Below are 17,208 nucleotides of genomic sequence, written 5' to 3' on the forward strand. Positions count from 1 at the left end.
GCGGTGCGGCGGGGATCAGCGGGCCGGCGGCCGGGCCAAGATGGGCGTGCCCCTCACGCGGCCGGCCACCGCAACGGCCGTACCGACCAGAGGGACGAAGCCGGCCGCCACCGCGGTGACCCAGGAAGTCGCGGTCGCCAACGGGTGCTCGAGCGTCACGAGGCCGACGGCGACGGCCGGCGCCCCGGCTCCGAGGTAGAAGACGAGGTACAGCGCGCCGGTGATGGCACCGCGCTTGGCCGCGGGCGCGCTCCCGTCGATGGCGGCGGCGGCACCGCCGTAGGCCAAGCCGTTTCCGGCGCCGGCCACGACCGCCGCGACCAGGGTGACCGATGCCGAGCAGCCGGCGGTCAGCGCCAGCAGGCCCAGACTGATCAGGAGAGCACCGAGTCCGGCAAGCTGTGCGCGCCGCGCGCCGAGACGGGCCACGAGCGGCTGGGTCAGCACGGAGCAGAGCAGGACGGCACCGAGGATGCAGCCGATGAGCGCTTGACCGGCCTGGGCGGCTCCGTCGAGCAGGGCGGGGATCACCGCCAGGAACAGCCCGGCCACCGTCCACGCGAGAAAGCCGGTCGCCGCGGCCGAGGCGAACAGCAGCCGCATGCCGGACGGGATCTCTGGCCGCGTGGGCGTCCAACGCCCCGGCCGCGGTGCGGGGGCGGGGAGGGCCGAGACTCGGAACCAACCGACTCCCAGCAAGACCAGGTGCAGGACGTACGGCAGGACCTGCGGCGCAGGCGCGTACTCGGCGAGCACACCGCCCGCGACGGGACCGGCGGCCGTGCCCGCGACGAACGCTGTGCTCGCCAGCACCGTCCCGGAGACCCGGCTGTGACCATGGGAAAGTTCGCTGATCAGAGCGCTGGCCGCCCCCGTCGCCGCACCCAGGGCGAGCCCCTGCGCGGCCCTCCCGGCGAGCAGCCAGACCGGGCCGGAGGCGAGCGCGAAGCAGGCCGAGCCGACCGCGGCCAGCACGATGCTCGCCCGCAGCACCGACCGGGGCCCGAGCGCGTCCGAAGCCGATCCGAACAACAGCAGAGCAGGCGCGCTGACCAGCGCGAACGTCGCGTAGATCAGCGTCATGGCGAGGTCGCCGACCTCGAAGACCCGCTGGTAGGCGGGATACAGCGGGCTCGGCAGGTAGGCCCCGGCGGTGAGCACCACCAACAGGTAGAGGCCGGTGCGCACCTCGCCCGCGCGATCGAGGGCACAACTCCCGGGAGCAACTCCTCCTCCAGCAACAACAGAACGCTTCGTGAGCATCACGTCCACAGGTTGCCTGCTGTGACTCGTGAAGGGAATCAAACGTTATTCGAGGAGACCGTGCAGAATTGTTGCATGATTGATCCGAGGCTGAAGGTGCTCCAGCTGGTGGCCCACCACGGGACGGTCACCGCCGCCGCTGCCGCGCTGCACTACACCCCGTCGGCGGTGTCGTACCGGCTGCGCCAGCTCGCCGACGAGCTCGGCGTCGAGCTGGTGACCCAGCACGGACGCGGTATCCAGCTCACCGCCGCCGCCCGAACCGTGCTGCGCCACGCCGAAGCGCTGCACGCGCAAGCCGAGCGCGCCTACGCCGAACTCGCCTCGCTTTCGGAGGAGCCCAGCGGGTCGTTCACCCTGTGCGGCTTCTCCACGGCCGCCACCCACCTGCTGCCACCGGTGGCCGCGGCCCTGCGGGAACGCTATCCGCACGTGCGCGTGCGGGTCATCGAAGCCGAACCGGACCGCTGCTTCGACCTGTTGCTGGCCGGGGACGCCGACCTCGCGCTGGTGATCAACACCGCGGGGACGCCTCCGACCGCCGACGAGCGCTTCGACCAGCAACCACTGCTCGACGACCCGCTGGACCTGGTGGTGCCCGCCGGGCACCGGCTGACCGGCCTTCCCGCCGTCACCCTGGCCGATGCCGCCGACGAGCCGTGGATCGTCGGCCGCCCCGGAAGCACCTACCACGACCTGGTGCGCACGGCCTGCATGACCGCGGGGTTCACCCCCAACATCGCGCACTACGCGGACGAATGGGACACCGGAACGGCCCTGGTCGCCCACCACTTCGGCATCATCCTGGTGCCCCGGCTCGCCCGGCTGCACGACGACTGGCCCGTTGTCCGCATCCCGCTGCGCGGGGAGCCTGCGCCCGCACGACGCATCCTGGCCGCCACCCGGCTCGGCCGCCGCGACCACCCGATGATCGCGGCGGCCCTGTCGACGATCAGCACCACCGCGTCGGACCTGCTTCCCTCGCCCCGGAAAACCAGAGGGGCGAAGGAGTAACCGCCGTCCTCAATGGACCGCGCCTCGAGGAACGTTTCGGTTCGGCCGGGACGCAAGGACGACTTTGCCCACCACGTGCCCGTTTTCGACCTCGGCGAGCGCCTCGCCCGCCTCGTCGAGCGGCCGGACTCGCGTGACGTGCGGGTCCAGCGCCCTGGAGGCGACGAGCTCGGCGAGTCCGGCGAGGACGGCCGTGCTCCGGTCCCGTTCGACCTCCCGCCCGCCGAGCTCACGAACCAGCGGCTTGTCCGCGATGGACAGGAGCTTCGACCGGTCCGCGACCACACCCGCGACGGTGCGCAGCGCCTCGCCACCGACGAGGTCGAAGACGGCGTCGACCCCACCCGGCGCCGCGGCACGCACCCGCTCGAGAAGACCGTCGCCGTATGCCACCGGGATCGCCCCGAATCCGGCGACGAGATCGTGCTTGGCCGGGCTCGCGACCCCCACGACGGTGATCCCCCGGGCCCGCGCGAGTTGCACGACCGGAATTCCGACACCGCCACCCGCCCCGTTGACCAGGAGCGTCGCACCAGCGCGCAGACCGAGGTTCTCCAGGGCATCGTGTGCGGTGCCGGCGGCGACGGGCAGCACCGCGGCCAGCTCCGGTGGCACCGCGTCAGGCCGATGCGCGGCGAACGACGCGGTGATCAACGCCTGCTCGGCCCAGCCGCCGACCATTCCGGGGCAGCCACCGAACACCTCGTCGCCGATCGAGAAGCCGTCCACCTCCAGCCCAACGGCGGTGACCGTCCCCGCGACCTCGCGGCCCAGCACCGCGGGCCCGGACACACCGTAAGAACCCTCTCGCAGCCTCCAGTCCCCCGGGTTCACTCCCGCGGCACGTACCCGCACGAGCAGCTCACCGGGACCGGGGTCCGGCACCGGGACGTCGAGGAAACCCTGCTTCTCCGGCCCGCCCACCTCGGTGAATCCGTACGCCCGCATTCCACTCCCCTTCGTCGTCGCTTCCGGAATGCCAAGAGACTGTCTTCGGTCTTCGAAGCAGCGCAACCGCCCTGCCCGCAGTCCCCGCGCCTCGCTGTGGTCACCGGCTGACCCTGGACCGGAGGCCGTCCAGCACCAGCTCGAGCCCCCGCTCGAAGTCGGCGGGCCCTCCGGGCGCCCGGTCGATCGCCCCGGCGCTCGCGGCCTGCAACGCGGTCTGCTCCTCCACGGTGTGGCCGAAGACGAGGTGCAGCAGGGCACGGGTACCGACGTCGACCAGGTCGTCGGGCAGGCCGCCGTCCCGCAGCGCCTCCCGCAGCCGGCTCGGGGGCTCCCCGGCGCCGAGGCCGAAGGTGTAGGCCGTGACGACCACCTCGGCACCGTCGCGGTAGGCGAGCATCGCGTCCCGGAGCTCGCGGCAGACCTCGACGACGCGCCGGTCCCACTGCCGAGCCCGGCAGGGGCGCCTGCCCCGGCCCAGGATCTCGTCGGCGACCGCGGCCAGCAGCGTCTGCTTGTTCGGCACGTGGTGGTAGAGCGCGCTGGGCTGCACGCCGAGCTCGGCGGCCAGCCTCCGCATCGTCAGCGACTCCAGCCCGTACTCGTCGAGGACCGTGATCGCGCGACGCACGACGTCGCTGCGGTGATAGCGCACGCAGACCCCTCCCGTTGACCTGTCGACGCTCCCAGTCTAGCCTGAACGACGTTCAGGTGAACGCTGTTCAGGTTGCTGCACCAGCCGAGACCGGGAGAAGCGATGAGCGCCACCGCCCACCAGCTCGCCGACGCGATCCTCGCGGGCACACCGGCCACGCCCGAGGACGCCCTCGCCGTGCTGCGCGCCGACGACGCCGAGCTGATGTCCGTCGTAGCAGCCGCGGGCCGGCTGCGCCGCGCGCACTTCGGCAACACGGTGAAGGTGAACTACCTGGTGAACCTCAAGTCGGGGCTCTGCCCGGAGAACTGCAACTACTGCTCGCAGGCGCTCGGTTCCGACGCGCCCATCCTCAAGTACTCGTGGCTGTCCAAGGACGAGGCGCTCAAGCAGACCGGCGCCGGGCTCAGCGGCGGCGCCAGCCGGGTGTGCCTGGTCTCCTCCGGTCGCGGACCGTCCACACGGGACATCGACAAGGTCACCGAGATGGTGTCGGCGCTCAAGCAGGAGTACCCCGGGGTCGAGGTCTGCGCCTGCCTGGGCCTGCTCAAGGACGGTCAGGCAGAGCGTCTCAAGGACGCCGGTGTCGACGCCTACAACCACAACATCAACACCGCCGAGAGCAACCACGACAACATCGTGCAGACCCACACCTACGCCGACCGGGTCGACACCGTGGAGAAGGCGAAAGGCGGGGGTCTCTCCCCCTGTTCCGGCCTGATCGGGGGCCTGGGTGAGACCGACGAGCAACTGGTCGAGTCGCTGTTCGCGCTCAGGGAGCTGGGCTCGGACTCGATCCCGGTCAACTTCCTGATGCCGTTCGACGGGACGCCGTTCGAGAACACCTGGGAGCTCTCCCCGGCCCGCTGCGTGAAGATCCTGGCGATGGCGCGTTTCGTGTGCCCGGACAAGGAGATCCGGATCGCGGGCGGTCGCGAGATGCACCTGCGATCGTTGCAGTCGATCGCGCTGCACGTCGCCAACTCGATCTTCCTCGGTGACTACCTCACCTCGGAGGGCCAGGACGCCAAGGCCGACCTCGAGATGATCCGGGACAACGGCTTCGTCGTCCTGGGGTCCGAAGAGGACATCGCCCAGCAGGCCGAGCGGGCGAGCCCGGTCGATCCGGCGATCCGGCGCCGCGGGGCGGGCACCGACGTCGTCCCCAACGCCTGACAGATGAACGCGCAAGCACTGCTCGCGTTCGACCGCGAACACCTGTGGCACCCGTACACGTCGATGACCGACCCGACGCCGACGCGTCTGGTCACCGGCGCCTCGGGCAGCCGGATCACCCTCGACGGGGTCGGCGAGGTCGTCGACGGGATGGCGTCGTGGTGGTCGGCCATCCACGGCTACCGGCATCCCGTGCTCGACGAGGCCGTGCGCGGCCAGCTCGACCGGATGTCGCACGTGATGTTCGGCGGGCTCACCCACGAGCCGGCGGTCGAGCTGGCCCGGCGCCTGATCGACCTCGCCCCGGACGGCCTCGACCGCGTTTTCCTCGCCGACTCCGGGTCGGTGAGCATCGAGGTCGCGATGAAGATGGCGCTGCAGTACCAGCGCGGCTCCGGCCGGCCGGAGCGAACCCGGTTCCTCACCGTCCGCGGCGGCTACCACGGCGACACCTTCGACTGCATGAGCGTGTGCGACCCCGACGGCGGCATGCACGCGATGTGGTCCGGCGTGCTGCCGGAGCAGGTGTTCGGCGAACGTCCGCCCCCGCTCGGCGGTGACGTCGACGCCTGGGCCGCGGGTTTCCGCGCGCTCGCGGCCGAGCACGCGGACCGGCTCGCGGGGCTGGTCGTGGAACCGCTCCTGCAGGGTGCCGGCGGCATGCACCCCTATCCCGCCGAGTGCCTGGCGGTGTTCCGCGAGGTCGCCGACGAGCACGGGCTGGTGCTGGTCTTCGACGAGATCGCCACCGGCTTCGGCCGAACCGGCACCCTGTTCGCCGCCGATGCCGCAGGCGTGGCCCCGGACGTGCTGTGCGTCGGCAAGGCGCTCACCGGCGGCTACCTGTCGATGGCGGCGGCGCTGTGCACGACCGAGGTGGCGCGCGGCCTGTCCGCCAGCGACTCGGGCGTCCTCATGCACGGCCCCACCTTCATGGGCAACCCGCTGGCCTGCGCGGTCGCCTCGGCCAGCCTGGACCTGCTCACCACCGGCGACTGGGCAGCCGACGTGCGGCGCATCAACACCGGGTTGCAGGCGCTGCACGAGATCGACGCCGTCGACGTGCGCGTCCTCGGCGCGGTCGGCGTGGTCCAGCTCGACCACGCGGTCGACGTGCCCAAGGCGACCGAGGCGGCGCTGGCCCGGGGCGTGTGGCTGCGCCCGTTCCGCGACCTGATCTACACCATGCCGCCCTACGTGTGCACCGACGACGACATCGCCGCCATCTGCTCCGGGATCGCGGCGGCCGCGGAGGCCGGATGAACGGCTGGACAAGGTGGTTCGCCGAGCAGCGGGCCGCGCGCGAGGACGCCGGTTTGCAGCGCACGCTTCGGCCTCGGGCCGCCGACGACGACGTCATCGACCTCGCCAACAACGACTACCTCGGTTTGAGCGGCCACCCCGAGGTGCGACGAGCGGCCGCCGACGCCGCCCTCACCTGGGGCGCAGGGGCGGGCGCATCCCGGCTCGTGACCGGTACCACCACGCTGCACGCCGACCTGGAGCACGAACTCGCCGGCTTCACCGGCCGCGAGGCGGCGCTGGTCTTCTCGACCGGCTACCACGCCAACCTGTCCGCGGTGACCGCGCTGGCGGACAAGCAGACGCTGATCGTCTCCGACGCGCACGTGCACGCTTCGCTGATCGACGCCGCGCGGCTGTCCCGAGCGGCGATCGAGGTGGTCCCCCACAACGACGTCGCCGCGGTCCGGGCCGCGCTGGCAGCGGCCGGTGACCGGCGAGCGATCGTGCTGACCGAGTCGGTCTTCTCGGTGCTCGGCGACGCCGCCCCGCTCACCGGCCTGGCCGCGGCCTGCGCCGACCACGACGCGCTCCTCGTCGTCGACGAGGCGCACGGGCTCGGTGTGGTCGGTGACGGCGGCCGCGGTCTGGTGCACGCCCACGGCATGGCAGAGCACCCGCACGTGGTGATGACCGCGACGCTGTCCAAGTCGCTCGGCGCGATGGGCGGTGCGGTACTCGGCTCCGCCGCGATGGTCGACCACCTCACCAACCGGGCCCGCCCGTTCATCTTCGACACCGGGCTGGCACCGGCACCCGCCGCCGGTGCGTTGACCGCCCTGCGCCTGCTGCGCGGGCAACCCGGCTTCCCGTCGCGGATCCACCAGCGCGGCGCCGAGCTGGCCGACCGGCTCGGCGTGCGACGGTCGGCGGGCGCCGTGCTCTCGGTGCCGATGCCGTCCCCGCAGGCCGCCGTCGCCGCGCAGGCCGCGGCGCTGGCGGCGGGAGTGCGGGTGGGGTGCTTCCGGCCGCCGTCGGTGCCCGACGGGATCTCCCGGCTCCGGATCACCACCCACGTCGGCCTCGACGACGAACGCTGGGCGCATGCGGTCGACGTGCTGGCCCGCGTAATCGAGGACCTCGGAGTGGGCACCGGCCGGTCGGTGCATTCGGTGCCCCGTGAACAACCCGCTGTGCGCTGAGCTGGATGTTCCCTCCTGATCGCCGGATCATCCACGGATAGCGGCCACGGGTGGCCCGCACTTCCACTAGCCTGCGCTGGCAGATCAACAGGAAGGGGCCCCCGACCCGATGCCCGGCTACCACTTTCACGGCTACATCGAAGAGGCCGAGGCGAACGCCGCACTGTCCGATGAGGACAGGGTGAAGAACGTCGTCCCCGACCGGGTTCTGGTCACCCCGGAGGAAGCCGCCGACTGGCTGGCCATTCTCATCGGGAATGTGCTCGACGACGGCGCCGACCTGTCGGCCGACCACGCCCAGTGGCTGACCAACGCCCGCGACGGCGTGATCACCACGGCGGTGGTCGACGATGCCGCACTGACCGTGGTCCCGGTGCCCACCGGGCTGCCCTGCGTCCACGAGCGCGCGGGCACGGCAGCCGGCCAGATCACCGGACGGATGCGCGTGGACCGCTCGAACGCAGCCGAGGACGACTACGCCGTCGTGGCCACCGAAGAAGCCAAGATCGAGGCGATCGACGCGATCCTGTCGGTGCCCGACGACGACCAGGTCTACGTGCTCGTCGAACCGCCGGAAGCGTGGCGCGTCGCCCCGGCCGAAGACGTGGTGGACCAGTACATCTTCGTCACCTTCGGCTACCGCGAAGGATGGGGCGCGGTCATGGCAGAGTTCCCGGAAACCGACCACACGCCCGCGCTCTGCTTCACCGCGCGCGGCTCCGGCGGCGACGACCGGCCCGCCATCACCGCGAACCGGGAGCACAACGCCACGTTCCTCTCCGACGACGTGATTCCCCTCAGCGAGCTGCGCCGCTGCCTGATCACACTCGCCCTCTCCGGCGAGATGGACCCCTGCGTGCCCTGGACCTGGCAACGCCAGGACGAACGTCCGGCCCCAGTCGGCTAGCTAGCGCGAGCCGAGGAACTCGATCGTCCGCTGGGTCAGGAGCTTGGCGGCGTCCGGGTCGTGGGACGGCAGCGAATTGTCCGTGAACAGGTGCTGGTCTCCGGGGTACAGGAACATCTCCGCGTCAGCGCAATCGGAGACGAGCGCGCGGGCAGCGTCGATGTCCTCGGCGAAGAGCGGATCGGCTTCCTTCGCATGCACCTGCACCGGCACACGGTTGGGCCAAGCCGCGCCGAACTCCGAGACGGGGATGCAGGCGTGGAACAGGAGCGCGCCCCGCGCGCCCGCCCGCGTCTGCGCCAGCTTCTGGGCGGGCAGCACACCGAGTGACAAGCCAGCGTAAACGACGTCCTGCGAAAGGAGTTCGGCCGCGCGGACGCCGCGCTCGGTCATCTCGCCGAAGCCGAGCTGCTCGACGTAGCCCTGGCCCTCTTCGAGGGAGTCGAAGATGCGCCCGTCGAAAAGGTCGGGCGTGTGGACGGTGTGGCCGACCGCGCGGAGTTCGTCGGCGAAAGCGGCGACTCCGGGCGTCAGCCCCTGCGCGTGATGGAACAGTACGACCTCTGTCATACCCAAACCCCTTGCTTGTGGGTAGCGAACAATTCGGAGGGGACAGACGGGCCGGAAGGGACAGACGGACGCGGTCTTGATGCAAGCCTGGTCAAGGCACACCTCACCGGGATCGGAAGCGACTCCCACCTCCCCGGCACCACGTGGCGCCGGGAAAGCAGTCGGTGAGGCCGAAGCTCGAGAGCCTGCCGGCCCTCCGGTGAGAAGACATCAACAGCCTACAAGAGCCGAAGCGCCGTCTCGCCGGATCACGGGGACCACGCCGTGCACTCTCCGTATTCGGGCCGAATTGCCCTACAGGCACACATGCAGACCCCTAGCGTGGGGCGAGGACAGGTATGGAGCGCGCGCAAGGGCCCGCACTACTTGTCGCGGCTGAGTCACTACGCCGACTCCGAGGGTCGAGTCGCACTGCGACGACCTCATTTGAGCAGATCAGCGAAACAGGTGGGTATCACTCCCCCGTTCAGATCAGGTCGAAAGAAGAACCACTATGCGTATCTCCAACGTTTTCAAGGCCAGCACCGGCCGCGGCGGCGGCTGGGGCTGGGGCGGCCACGGCTGGGGCTGGGGCTGGGGCTGGGGCTCCGGCTGGGGCTGGGGCCGCGGCGGCGGTTGGGGCTGGGGCCACGGCTGGGGCTGGGGCTGGGGTTGGGGCTGGGGCGGCTGGTGACAACCCCCTGACCAGTCCGAGCACTCCGGCAGAACCCTGCCAGCCATGAGTTGTGGCAAGCCCGCGTAGCTTCCACTCACCGAGTGGAAGCTACGCCCGTGTCCGACGGGGTTTCGCGGCGAACTTCCCGCGCATCGGCGAACAGCGGCCAGCCGAACCCCAGCCGGGTCGGTGCGGTCGATGGAGCAGCCGCCAGATCGACCCCAGACCCAGGAGTCACTCGCCGCGCGGCAGGTTCGGACCCGCGGGTGGTGTCGCTGCGCGGACCGATAGCCGAGAATGCGGCACGTGGAGCTCCGTCATCTGAGTGTTTTCGTTGCTGTCGCGGAAGAACTGCACTTCGGCCGCGCGGCCGCGCGGCTGCACATGGCGCAGTCGCCGCTGAGCCGCCAGGTGCGGCTGCTCGAGCGCGACCTCGGGGTGGCGCTCTTCGAGCGCAACACCCGGGGAGTCCGGCTCACGGCGGCCGGTGAGTCGCTGCTCGAGCCCGCTCGCCGGGTGCTGGCCGAGGCGGCTGTGGCGCGGCGAGCGGTGCGGGCCGCGAGCCTCGGGGAGATCGGCCGCGTCGTGGTCGGGTTCGCCGGCGCGAGCAGCTACTACGTGCTCCCCCGCCTCACCCGCGCGGTCGCCTCCGAGCTGCCGGGGATCGAGCTCTCGCTGCGCGGCCAGACCTACTCGGGCGAGGCGCTCACCCGGGTCGCCGACGGCACCCTCGACCTGGGGTTCGTCGCGTTGCCCGCGCGCGAGGGCGTGTCGACGCGCGTGGTCCGGGTCGAGCGCCTCGTGGTGGCGCTGCCCGACACCCACGCCCTGGCCGAGGCGGACAGCGTGTCGCTGGCCGACCTCGCGGGCGAGCGGTTCGTCTCCTTCCCCGCCTCGCGTGGTTCCGCCGTGCGGGACGCGGCGATGCAGGCGTGCCTCCAGGCCGGGTTCACGCCGCTGATCGCCCAGGAGGCCCCCGACGCCTACAACGTGCTGACCCTCGTCGGCGCCGGCGTCGGCGTCGCGATCGTGGTGAGCTCGGCGCAGAACGTCCATTCCGAACACGTCGTGTACCGGCCGATCACCGACGACGTCCCGGCGATGCTGATCGCCCTCGCGTGGCGCACGGACAACCCGTCGGCCGCGTTGCGCTCGGTGTTGCGCCTCGCCGAGACCGTTCTTCCCACTCCCGGACATTGATGCCTGTTCGGTCTTGCCGGTAGCGGTTATTGGTCTTGGACAGGTCCTAATCCGACTGCCAGAGTGATGCGCATCTCGTGATGCAGGGCATCCGGCCGTGCCGTTGGTGCGCCTCGCGTGACGGGGAAAGCCGACACGAGAGGACCTCGCAATGGAGCGAGCAGGCATCGACGGGACCGCTGCCACCGAGCACCCGCCGGCCCAGGCCCGGGAAGCCCGCAAGGCCGGCATCACGGCGTTCGTCGGGACGACCATCGAGTGGTTCGACTTCTACATCTACGGCTCGGCGTCGGCACTGGTGCTCGGCAGGATCTTCTTCCCCGAGGTCTCCCCCGCGCTGGGCACGCTCGCCGCGTTCGCCACGTTCTGGGTGGGCTTCCTCGCCCGCCCGCTGGGCGGAGTGGTGTTCGGGCACTTCGGCGACCGCTTCGGGCGCAAGAAGGCCCTGATCATCACGCTGGTCCTGATGGGCGGAGCCACCTTCTGCGTCGGGCTGCTGCCCGGCTACGCCCAGATCGGCGCCGCCGCCCCGGTCCTGCTGATCGCCCTGCGCATGGTGCAGGGCGTCGCGATGGGTGGTGAGTGGGGCGGCGCGGTCCTGATCGCCACCGAGTACGCACCGCCCCGCAAGAAGATCCTCTACGGGGCCTTCGCCCAGCAGGGTTCTCCGGTCGGGAACCTCCTCGCGACACTGGCGTTCCTCGGCATCGCCCACCTCTCCGACAGCGCCTTCGAGTCCTGGGGCTGGCGCCTGCCGTTCCTGGCTTCCGCCGTGCTGGTGTTCATCGGCCTGTTCATCCGCCTCCGGCTCAGCGAGACACCGGAGATGCGCACGATCATCGAGTCCAAGCGGCAGTCGCGGCTGCCCATCAGGGACGTGCTCGGACGCTACCCGCTGCTGGTCGCGCTCGGCGTCGGCGCGGGCACGGCGGGAGTGGCCATCACCTACGTCAAGACGACGTTCGCGCTGTCCTGGGCGACCGAGGATCTCGGCTTCAGCCGCTCGTCGTTCCTGACGGTGATCACGCTCGCGCTCGTGGTCCAGGTCCTCACCCAACCGCTCGGCGCCGTGCTGGCGAGCAGGATCGACCTCAGGCGGGCCGTCCTGTGGATGCTGCTGCCCGAGATCGTGCTGCTGCCCGCGATGTTCGCGTTGGTCAGCACCGGTTCCCTGGCGCTGTCGGCCATCGGCATGGCGCTCGCGACGGCCCCGCACGCCATGTACTACGCGGCGCTGGCCGGTCTGCTGGCCCAGGTGTTCCCCGTGGAGGTCCGCTACACCGCGATCTCGCTGTGCTACCAGCTGTGCACGACGATCTTCGCGGGAACGGCGCCGATCGCCTGCCAGTTCCTGCTCACCCGCAGCGGATCGATCGTGCCCGTCGTGGCGCTGGGCCTCGGCTACGTCGTGATCACCCTGCTGTGCGCGTCCGCGCTCATCCGCCGGAGCACCGCGCTGTCACCCCGGCCCACCCCCGCCCTGGCAACCGACCGAAAGGAACTGGCGTGAACTTCGCCGACTCCGACCCCGCCCTGCGGCCGCTGCTGGACCGGCTCTTGTCGCCCGCCGACCGGGAACGCGTCGAGCCCGCGCTGCACGAGCTCGGCGAGCTCGCCGCCGGCGAGCTGGACCGGCTGGCCGCGACCGCGGACGCGCACCCGCCCCGGTTGCGCCAGTACGGTCCGGACGGGCAGCGCATCGACGAGGTCGACCACCACCCCGCCTACGACCAGATGGCCCAGCTGGCCTTCGCGAGGTTCGGGCTCGCGGCGATGTCGCACCGGCCCGGCGTGCTCGGCTGGCCCGCTCCTGCGCCGCACGTGGTGAAGTTCGGGCTGTCCTACGTGTTCGTGCAGGCCGAGTTCGGACTCGCCTGCCCGCTGTCGATGACCGACTCGGCCGCCCGCATCCTGCGCATGTTCGCCCCGGACGAGTTCGCCGCCGAGATCGCCGCGCTGACCGCCTCCGACATGGAGGACCTGGCGACCGGGGCGATGCTGATGACCGAGAAGCAGGGCGGCACCGACGTCGGCCGGACCGCCACCGAGGCGACCGACCACGGCACGCACTGGACGCTGCGCGGGCACAAGTGGTTCGCCTCCAACGTCTCGGCCGACATCATCCTCACCCTGGCGCGGGTACCGGGCCAGGGCGAGGGGACCAGGGGGCTCGGCATGTTCCTGGTCCCCCGGCTGCTGCCGGACGGCAGCCGCAACAGCTACCGGATCGACCGGCTCAAGGACAAGCTGGGGTCGCGGTCGATGGCCAGCGGCGAGGTCACCCTCGACGACGCGTTCGCCGTCCCCGTCGGGGAGCTGACCAACGGGTTCCGGCAGATGGCCGAGATGCTCAACGTGTCCCGGTTGTCCAACGCGATGCGCGCGGCAGCGCTCATGCGGCGCGCGGTGCTGGAGTCCGTCGAGCACACCCGCCGACGCCCCGTGTTCGGCAAGGCGCTGTTCGACCAGCCCTTGATGCGGGCGACGCTGCTGCCGATGATCACCGACGCGGAGGCCGCTCTCGGGCTCGTCCTGGAGTCGGCCGCGCGGCTCGACGACTCCGACGCCGGCGACCAGACCGCGCGCAGCCTGATCCGGGTGCTGACCCCGCTCGCCAAGTACACGGTGTGCAAGCAGGCACGCGGCGTCACCGGCGAGGCCATGGAGATCCGCGGCGGCAACGGCTACATCGAGGACTGGGTCAACCCGCGCCTGCTGCGCGACGCCCACCTCGGCTCCATCTGGGAAGGATCGTCCAACGTCATCGCACTCGACGTCCTGCGATGCATGCGCCGCGAGTCGGCGCACCAGGCGGTGGCCGAGACCTATGCGAGCCGGCTGCACGACATGGCCGATCCCGGCGTCCGTCCCTTCGCCGAAGTGCTGCTCGCGCACTGGAAGTCCATGTTGGACCGCGGTGAACACCTGCTCTCGACCAGTCCCGCCGAGCAGGAGGCCGGGATCGGCGTCTACGCCGACGCGCTGGCGCGGACCACCATGGCCTCGCTCCTGCTGGAACAGGCCGCCCACGAGATCGCCAACGGCCTCGGCCACCGCAAGCTCCTGGTGGCCGGCACCTACCTGCACCGCCTGCTGCGGCCGGCTAGCGCGCTGCCGACCGCCGCGCTGGAGCAGCTGGACCGGATCGCCGACGGCGGAGACGTGCCGCCGGAGGCCGCCCGCGCGGTGCTCGACCTGTTGGAAGGCGGCGCACATGTCCACGGCTGACGGCATGCCCGGACGCCCCCTCGCGGGCGTGCGGGTCGTCGACCTCTCCAAGATCCTGGCCGGGCCCTACGCCACGATGTCACTGGCCGACCTGGGCGCCGACGTCATCAAGGTCGAGCACCCCGAGGGCGGCGACCCCACGCGGCAGTGGGGTCCCCCGTTCCGCGGCCCGGACTCGACGTACTACCTGGCGGCCAACCGCGGCAAGCGGTCGGTCACCCTCGACCTGAAGTCACCGCAGGGCCAGGAAGCCGCGCACCGGCTCATCGCCGACGCCGACGTCGTCGTGCAGAACTTCCGGCCGGGCAGCGCGCTGCACGAGACCTTCCACCCCGAACGGCTCACCGAGACCTACCCCCGGCTGATCGTCCTGCGCATCTCCGCGTTCGGCGACACCGGCCCGCTGCGGGACGAACCCGGCTACGACATGGTCGCGCAGGCCGCGGCGGGGCTGATGTCGCTGACCGGCGAACCCGACGGCCCTCCGGTCAAAGCCGGTTACGCGATGGGCGATCTGGGTGCTGCGCTCTTCGGCATCATCGGGGTGCTCTCCGCTCTCGTCGAACGCGACCGCACGGGGCGGGGCCAGACCGTCACCACCTCCCTGTACGAATCGCAGCTCGCCCTGCACATCAACTGGGCGACCGGGTTCTTCGCGACCGGGCGGACACCGCGGCGGCTCGGTTCGGGGCACCCGAGCCTCGTGCCGTACCAGGCGTACCCGGCGGCCGACGGCCACTTCGTCATCGCAGTCGGCAACGACGGCCTGTGGCAACGCCTGTGCGCGCTGCTCGGCAGGCACGAACTGGCCGACGACTTGCGCTTCCGCACCAACCAGGACCGGGTGGTCCACCGCGACGAGCTCAACGCCGAACTCGAAGCGACGCTGCGCGGCGGCACCGTCGAACACTGGTGCACGACGCTGAAATCGGGAGGCATTCCCGTCACCCCGATCCGCACCCTGGACGAGGTGTACGCCAGCCCGCACACCGACGCGCTCGGCATCGTCCAGGAAGTCGACCACCCGGCGGCCGGCCCGCTCGAACAGGTGGGCTTTCCGGTCAACTACAGCGGAAACCGCCCGCGGGTCCGCACCGCGCCACCCGCTCTCGGCCAGCACAACCACGAAATCTTCAGCGGACTCGGATACAGCGACCAGCAGATCCAGGAGCTGACCGGCACAGACGCCACCGGGGGAAGTTGAGAGCGCACACAGCATCCAAAGAGCATTCCTCCACGGTGCCGTTGGCTAGGGTGTGGACGCCCGCTCTGACCTCGGAGGAACCCTGACCGACCCATCCGCATTCACCAGCGCACCACGCGTCCAGCGGATGTCGTCCGGAGAACTCTTCCCGGACGACGCCCGCACCGACCGGATTGCCGTCGTGGACCAGTCGCTGCCCGATGTCGCGCCGACCACCGGCACCCTCTTCGAAGCGTTGGGGTTCACTTCGTTCGCGGACTTCGAGCGGCGCCCGCGCCCGCCCGCGCAGCTCTATCGAGTCCCGATCGGCGTCGGTGCGCACGGCGTGTTCGCGCTCGATCTCACTCGGCTGGGCCACTTCGGGATGTGCGTCGGCCGTATCGGGTGCGGCAAGAGCGAGCTGCTGCGGACGATCGTCCTGACACTGATGGCGACCCACACCCCGGACGAGGTCAACTTCGTGCTGGGCGACCACATGGGCTCCGCCATGCGGGTGTTCAAGGGTGCCCCGCACGTGGTGGCTTGCGCGGGGATCTTCGCCGACGATTCCAACATCGCCGGCGACTACGAGTTCACCGGACTGCGCCTGCTGGAGGAGACGTTGCACGCCGAGATGCGCCGGCGGCGCGAGTTGATCGCGCAGGCCGGCGCTCGCGACGCGCAGGACTACCTCCGCGAACGCGAGCGGGGCATCGACCTGCCGCCGCTCCCGCTGCTTTTCCTCGCGCTCGACGACATCTCCGAGGTCTCCTACCACCGGCCGCAGTTCCTCGACGTGCTCGCCGCCGTCGCCCGCAACAGCCACGACCTGCACATGCACACCCTCCTGACCGTTCCGCGGATCGACTCGCGCTTGCGGTCCGCAGTGGATGAGCATGTCCAGTACCGCATCGCCCTGCGGACGTTCAACAGTGAGGAGTCCCGCGCGTTCATCGGTGTTCCGCATGCCTCCGGACTTCCCGACCAACCCGGCCACGGCTTCCTCTGCCGCTCCGACAGGCTCGAACGCTTCCGCGCCGCTTTCGTTTCCGGCATCATCCGCCCCCACGACGACGCCTACTCATCCGAACTCGACGTCGTCCTGCGCCGTATCAAGGGCGAACCACCCGGTGGGCTGCCTCACCCGCGTTGAGAGCGCGCACGGGCGTCGGCTACCCGTGCGTTCGGCGGCGGACGATCTCGTTGATCCAGATCGGCGCGTAGGGGGACGTGCAGCCGGGCGGGGTGGGGTAGTCCTTGAGGACTTCGAGACTTTCGCCGATGCCGATCGCGCGGGCACGATGCTCGGGGTGGTGGATGCCGATGGTGGCGAGGCATTCGTTCATGGCCCACTGCAGGCGTTCCGGCGCGTCCTTCATGTGCGTCTCGATGAGGTCGAGGAGTTCGGGCAGGTCGAGCTCTCCAGGGGCTTTCGCCACGCGGTCGCTGGTCAGCGCCCACCCGGCGCTGGCGACGACCGGGTCGGGGTCGGCGAACCAGGCGGTGCGGAGTTCTTCGACGTGCGCGTTCTTCTTGACGACGTAGCTGATGAGCCAATCGTGCACCTTGGGGAAGCGCGCGTCGCGGAGCATGGCGTCCAACTCGGACGCGGTGTAGGCCTTGGGACGGCTGATCAGGATCGCGACGAGACGGGCCGCGGTGTCGCCGGTCTCCCAGAGCTGACCGGCGAGGTCGTGCTGGGTCTTGAGGCGTTTGGCCACCGCGCGCAGCTTGGTGAGGTTGACACCGTGATCGTCCCCGTGGCGTTCGTTCACCGCACGGATCTTCGGTTCTTCCAAAGCCGCCAGTTCCGCCATCACGTCGCTGGCAGTGGCTTGCGGTGCTGAACCAGTCGCCACGACGACCTCCCCTGCGTCTCCGTCCGTCCTCGCTCCCACCTTACGTCGGGCATGTGGGGCGGCCCTGGCTGTCACCGGCGGGCGAATGCGTCGAAGCCCTGCGGGC

The 17,208-nt window shown here is 70.9% G+C and carries 16 protein-coding genes; 11 read left to right on the forward strand and 5 right to left on the reverse strand.

Features of this window, described 5'->3' with window-relative positions:
• Positions 1-15: 15 nt before the first annotated feature.
• Complete coding sequence (locus tag HUO13_RS25585) at positions 16-1,188, reverse strand: MFS transporter (RefSeq protein ID WP_249124044.1); 1,173 nt, start codon at positions 1,186-1,188, stop codon at positions 16-18.
• A 150-nt stretch (positions 1,189-1,338) separates the two neighbouring features.
• Between HUO13_RS25585 and HUO13_RS25590 the strand changes: the two genes are divergently transcribed.
• Positions 1,339-2,277, forward strand: coding sequence for a LysR family transcriptional regulator (locus HUO13_RS25590; protein WP_211897595.1), 939 nt, complete (start codon positions 1,339-1,341; stop codon positions 2,275-2,277).
• Positions 2,278-2,286: 9 nt separating this feature from the next.
• Here HUO13_RS25590 and HUO13_RS25595 read toward each other — a convergent pair whose 3' ends face one another.
• On the reverse strand, positions 2,287-3,225 hold the full coding sequence (locus HUO13_RS25595) for an NADP-dependent oxidoreductase (protein ID WP_211897596.1): 939 nt from the start codon (positions 3,223-3,225) through the stop codon (positions 2,287-2,289).
• A gap of 100 nt (positions 3,226-3,325) precedes the next feature.
• A complete protein-coding gene (locus HUO13_RS25600) occupies positions 3,326-3,880 on the reverse strand; it encodes a TetR/AcrR family transcriptional regulator C-terminal domain-containing protein (RefSeq protein ID WP_211897597.1) in 555 nt (184 codons plus the stop codon).
• A gap of 102 nt (positions 3,881-3,982) precedes the next feature.
• Between HUO13_RS25600 and bioB the strand changes: the two genes are divergently transcribed.
• From bioB to HUO13_RS25620, 4 genes are all read left to right on the forward strand, one after another.
• Positions 3,983-5,056: a biotin synthase BioB gene (bioB, locus tag HUO13_RS25605; RefSeq protein WP_211897598.1), complete on the forward strand. Its 1,074-nt coding sequence runs from the start codon at positions 3,983-3,985 to the stop codon at positions 5,054-5,056.
• A 3-nt stretch (positions 5,057-5,059) separates the two neighbouring features.
• Positions 5,060-6,319: an adenosylmethionine--8-amino-7-oxononanoate transaminase gene (locus HUO13_RS25610; RefSeq protein WP_211897599.1), complete on the forward strand. Its 1,260-nt coding sequence runs from the start codon at positions 5,060-5,062 to the stop codon at positions 6,317-6,319.
• Complete coding sequence (locus tag HUO13_RS25615; RefSeq protein WP_211897600.1) at positions 6,316-7,500, forward strand: 8-amino-7-oxononanoate synthase; 1,185 nt, start codon at positions 6,316-6,318, stop codon at positions 7,498-7,500. The genes HUO13_RS25610 and HUO13_RS25615 overlap by 4 nt, the downstream gene beginning before the upstream one ends.
• Before the next feature lie 109 nt (positions 7,501-7,609).
• The gene (locus HUO13_RS25620) at positions 7,610-8,407 is read left to right on the forward strand and encodes a hypothetical protein (protein ID WP_211897601.1); all 798 of its coding nucleotides are present in this window, start codon (positions 7,610-7,612) and stop codon (positions 8,405-8,407) included.
• Here HUO13_RS25620 and HUO13_RS25625 read toward each other — a convergent pair whose 3' ends face one another.
• Positions 8,408-8,977, reverse strand: a complete 570-nt coding sequence (locus HUO13_RS25625) for a dienelactone hydrolase family protein (protein ID WP_211903150.1) — start codon at positions 8,975-8,977, stop codon at positions 8,408-8,410. It lies immediately after the preceding gene.
• A gap of 493 nt (positions 8,978-9,470) precedes the next feature.
• Here HUO13_RS25625 and HUO13_RS25630 point away from each other — a divergent pair, with 493 nt between their 5' ends.
• The 6 genes from HUO13_RS25630 to HUO13_RS25655 all read left to right on the forward strand — a co-directional run bounded on the left by HUO13_RS25630 (position 9,471) and on the right by HUO13_RS25655 (position 16,396).
• On the forward strand, positions 9,471-9,650 hold the full coding sequence (locus tag HUO13_RS25630; protein ID WP_211897602.1) for a hypothetical protein: 180 nt from the start codon (positions 9,471-9,473) through the stop codon (positions 9,648-9,650).
• Positions 9,651-9,938: 288 nt separating this feature from the next.
• Positions 9,939-10,832: a LysR family transcriptional regulator gene (locus HUO13_RS25635; protein ID WP_211897603.1), complete on the forward strand. Its 894-nt coding sequence runs from the start codon at positions 9,939-9,941 to the stop codon at positions 10,830-10,832.
• Between the two features lie 151 nt (positions 10,833-10,983).
• The gene (locus tag HUO13_RS25640; RefSeq protein ID WP_211897604.1) at positions 10,984-12,342 is read left to right on the forward strand and encodes an MFS transporter; all 1,359 of its coding nucleotides are present in this window, start codon (positions 10,984-10,986) and stop codon (positions 12,340-12,342) included.
• Entirely contained in the window at positions 12,339-14,060 is a 1,722-nt protein-coding gene (locus tag HUO13_RS25645) for an acyl-CoA dehydrogenase family protein (protein ID WP_211897605.1), read from the forward strand. Before HUO13_RS25640 ends, HUO13_RS25645 begins: the two co-directional genes overlap by 4 nt.
• A complete protein-coding gene (locus HUO13_RS25650; protein ID WP_249124045.1) occupies positions 14,047-15,264 on the forward strand; it encodes a CaiB/BaiF CoA transferase family protein in 1,218 nt (405 codons plus the stop codon). Before HUO13_RS25645 ends, HUO13_RS25650 begins: the two co-directional genes overlap by 14 nt.
• A gap of 127 nt (positions 15,265-15,391) precedes the next feature.
• Positions 15,392-16,396 carry an FtsK/SpoIIIE domain-containing protein gene (locus tag HUO13_RS25655; protein WP_211897606.1) on the forward strand — a complete coding sequence of 335 codons (1,005 nt, stop codon included), beginning with the start codon at positions 15,392-15,394 and terminating at the stop codon, positions 16,394-16,396.
• 19 nt (positions 16,397-16,415) lie between these two features.
• On the opposite strand, the gene HUO13_RS25660 is transcribed toward HUO13_RS25655, so the two are convergent.
• Positions 16,416-17,060 (reverse strand): DNA alkylation repair protein, encoded by a 645-nt coding sequence (locus tag HUO13_RS25660; RefSeq protein WP_211903152.1) that lies wholly within the window; start codon positions 17,058-17,060, stop codon positions 16,416-16,418.
• Positions 17,061-17,208 lie beyond the last annotated feature (148 nt).

It is taken from the genome of Saccharopolyspora erythraea (assembly GCF_018141105.1).
GTDB classification, from domain to species: Bacteria; Actinomycetota; Actinomycetes; order Mycobacteriales; family Pseudonocardiaceae; genus Saccharopolyspora_D; species Saccharopolyspora_D erythraea_A.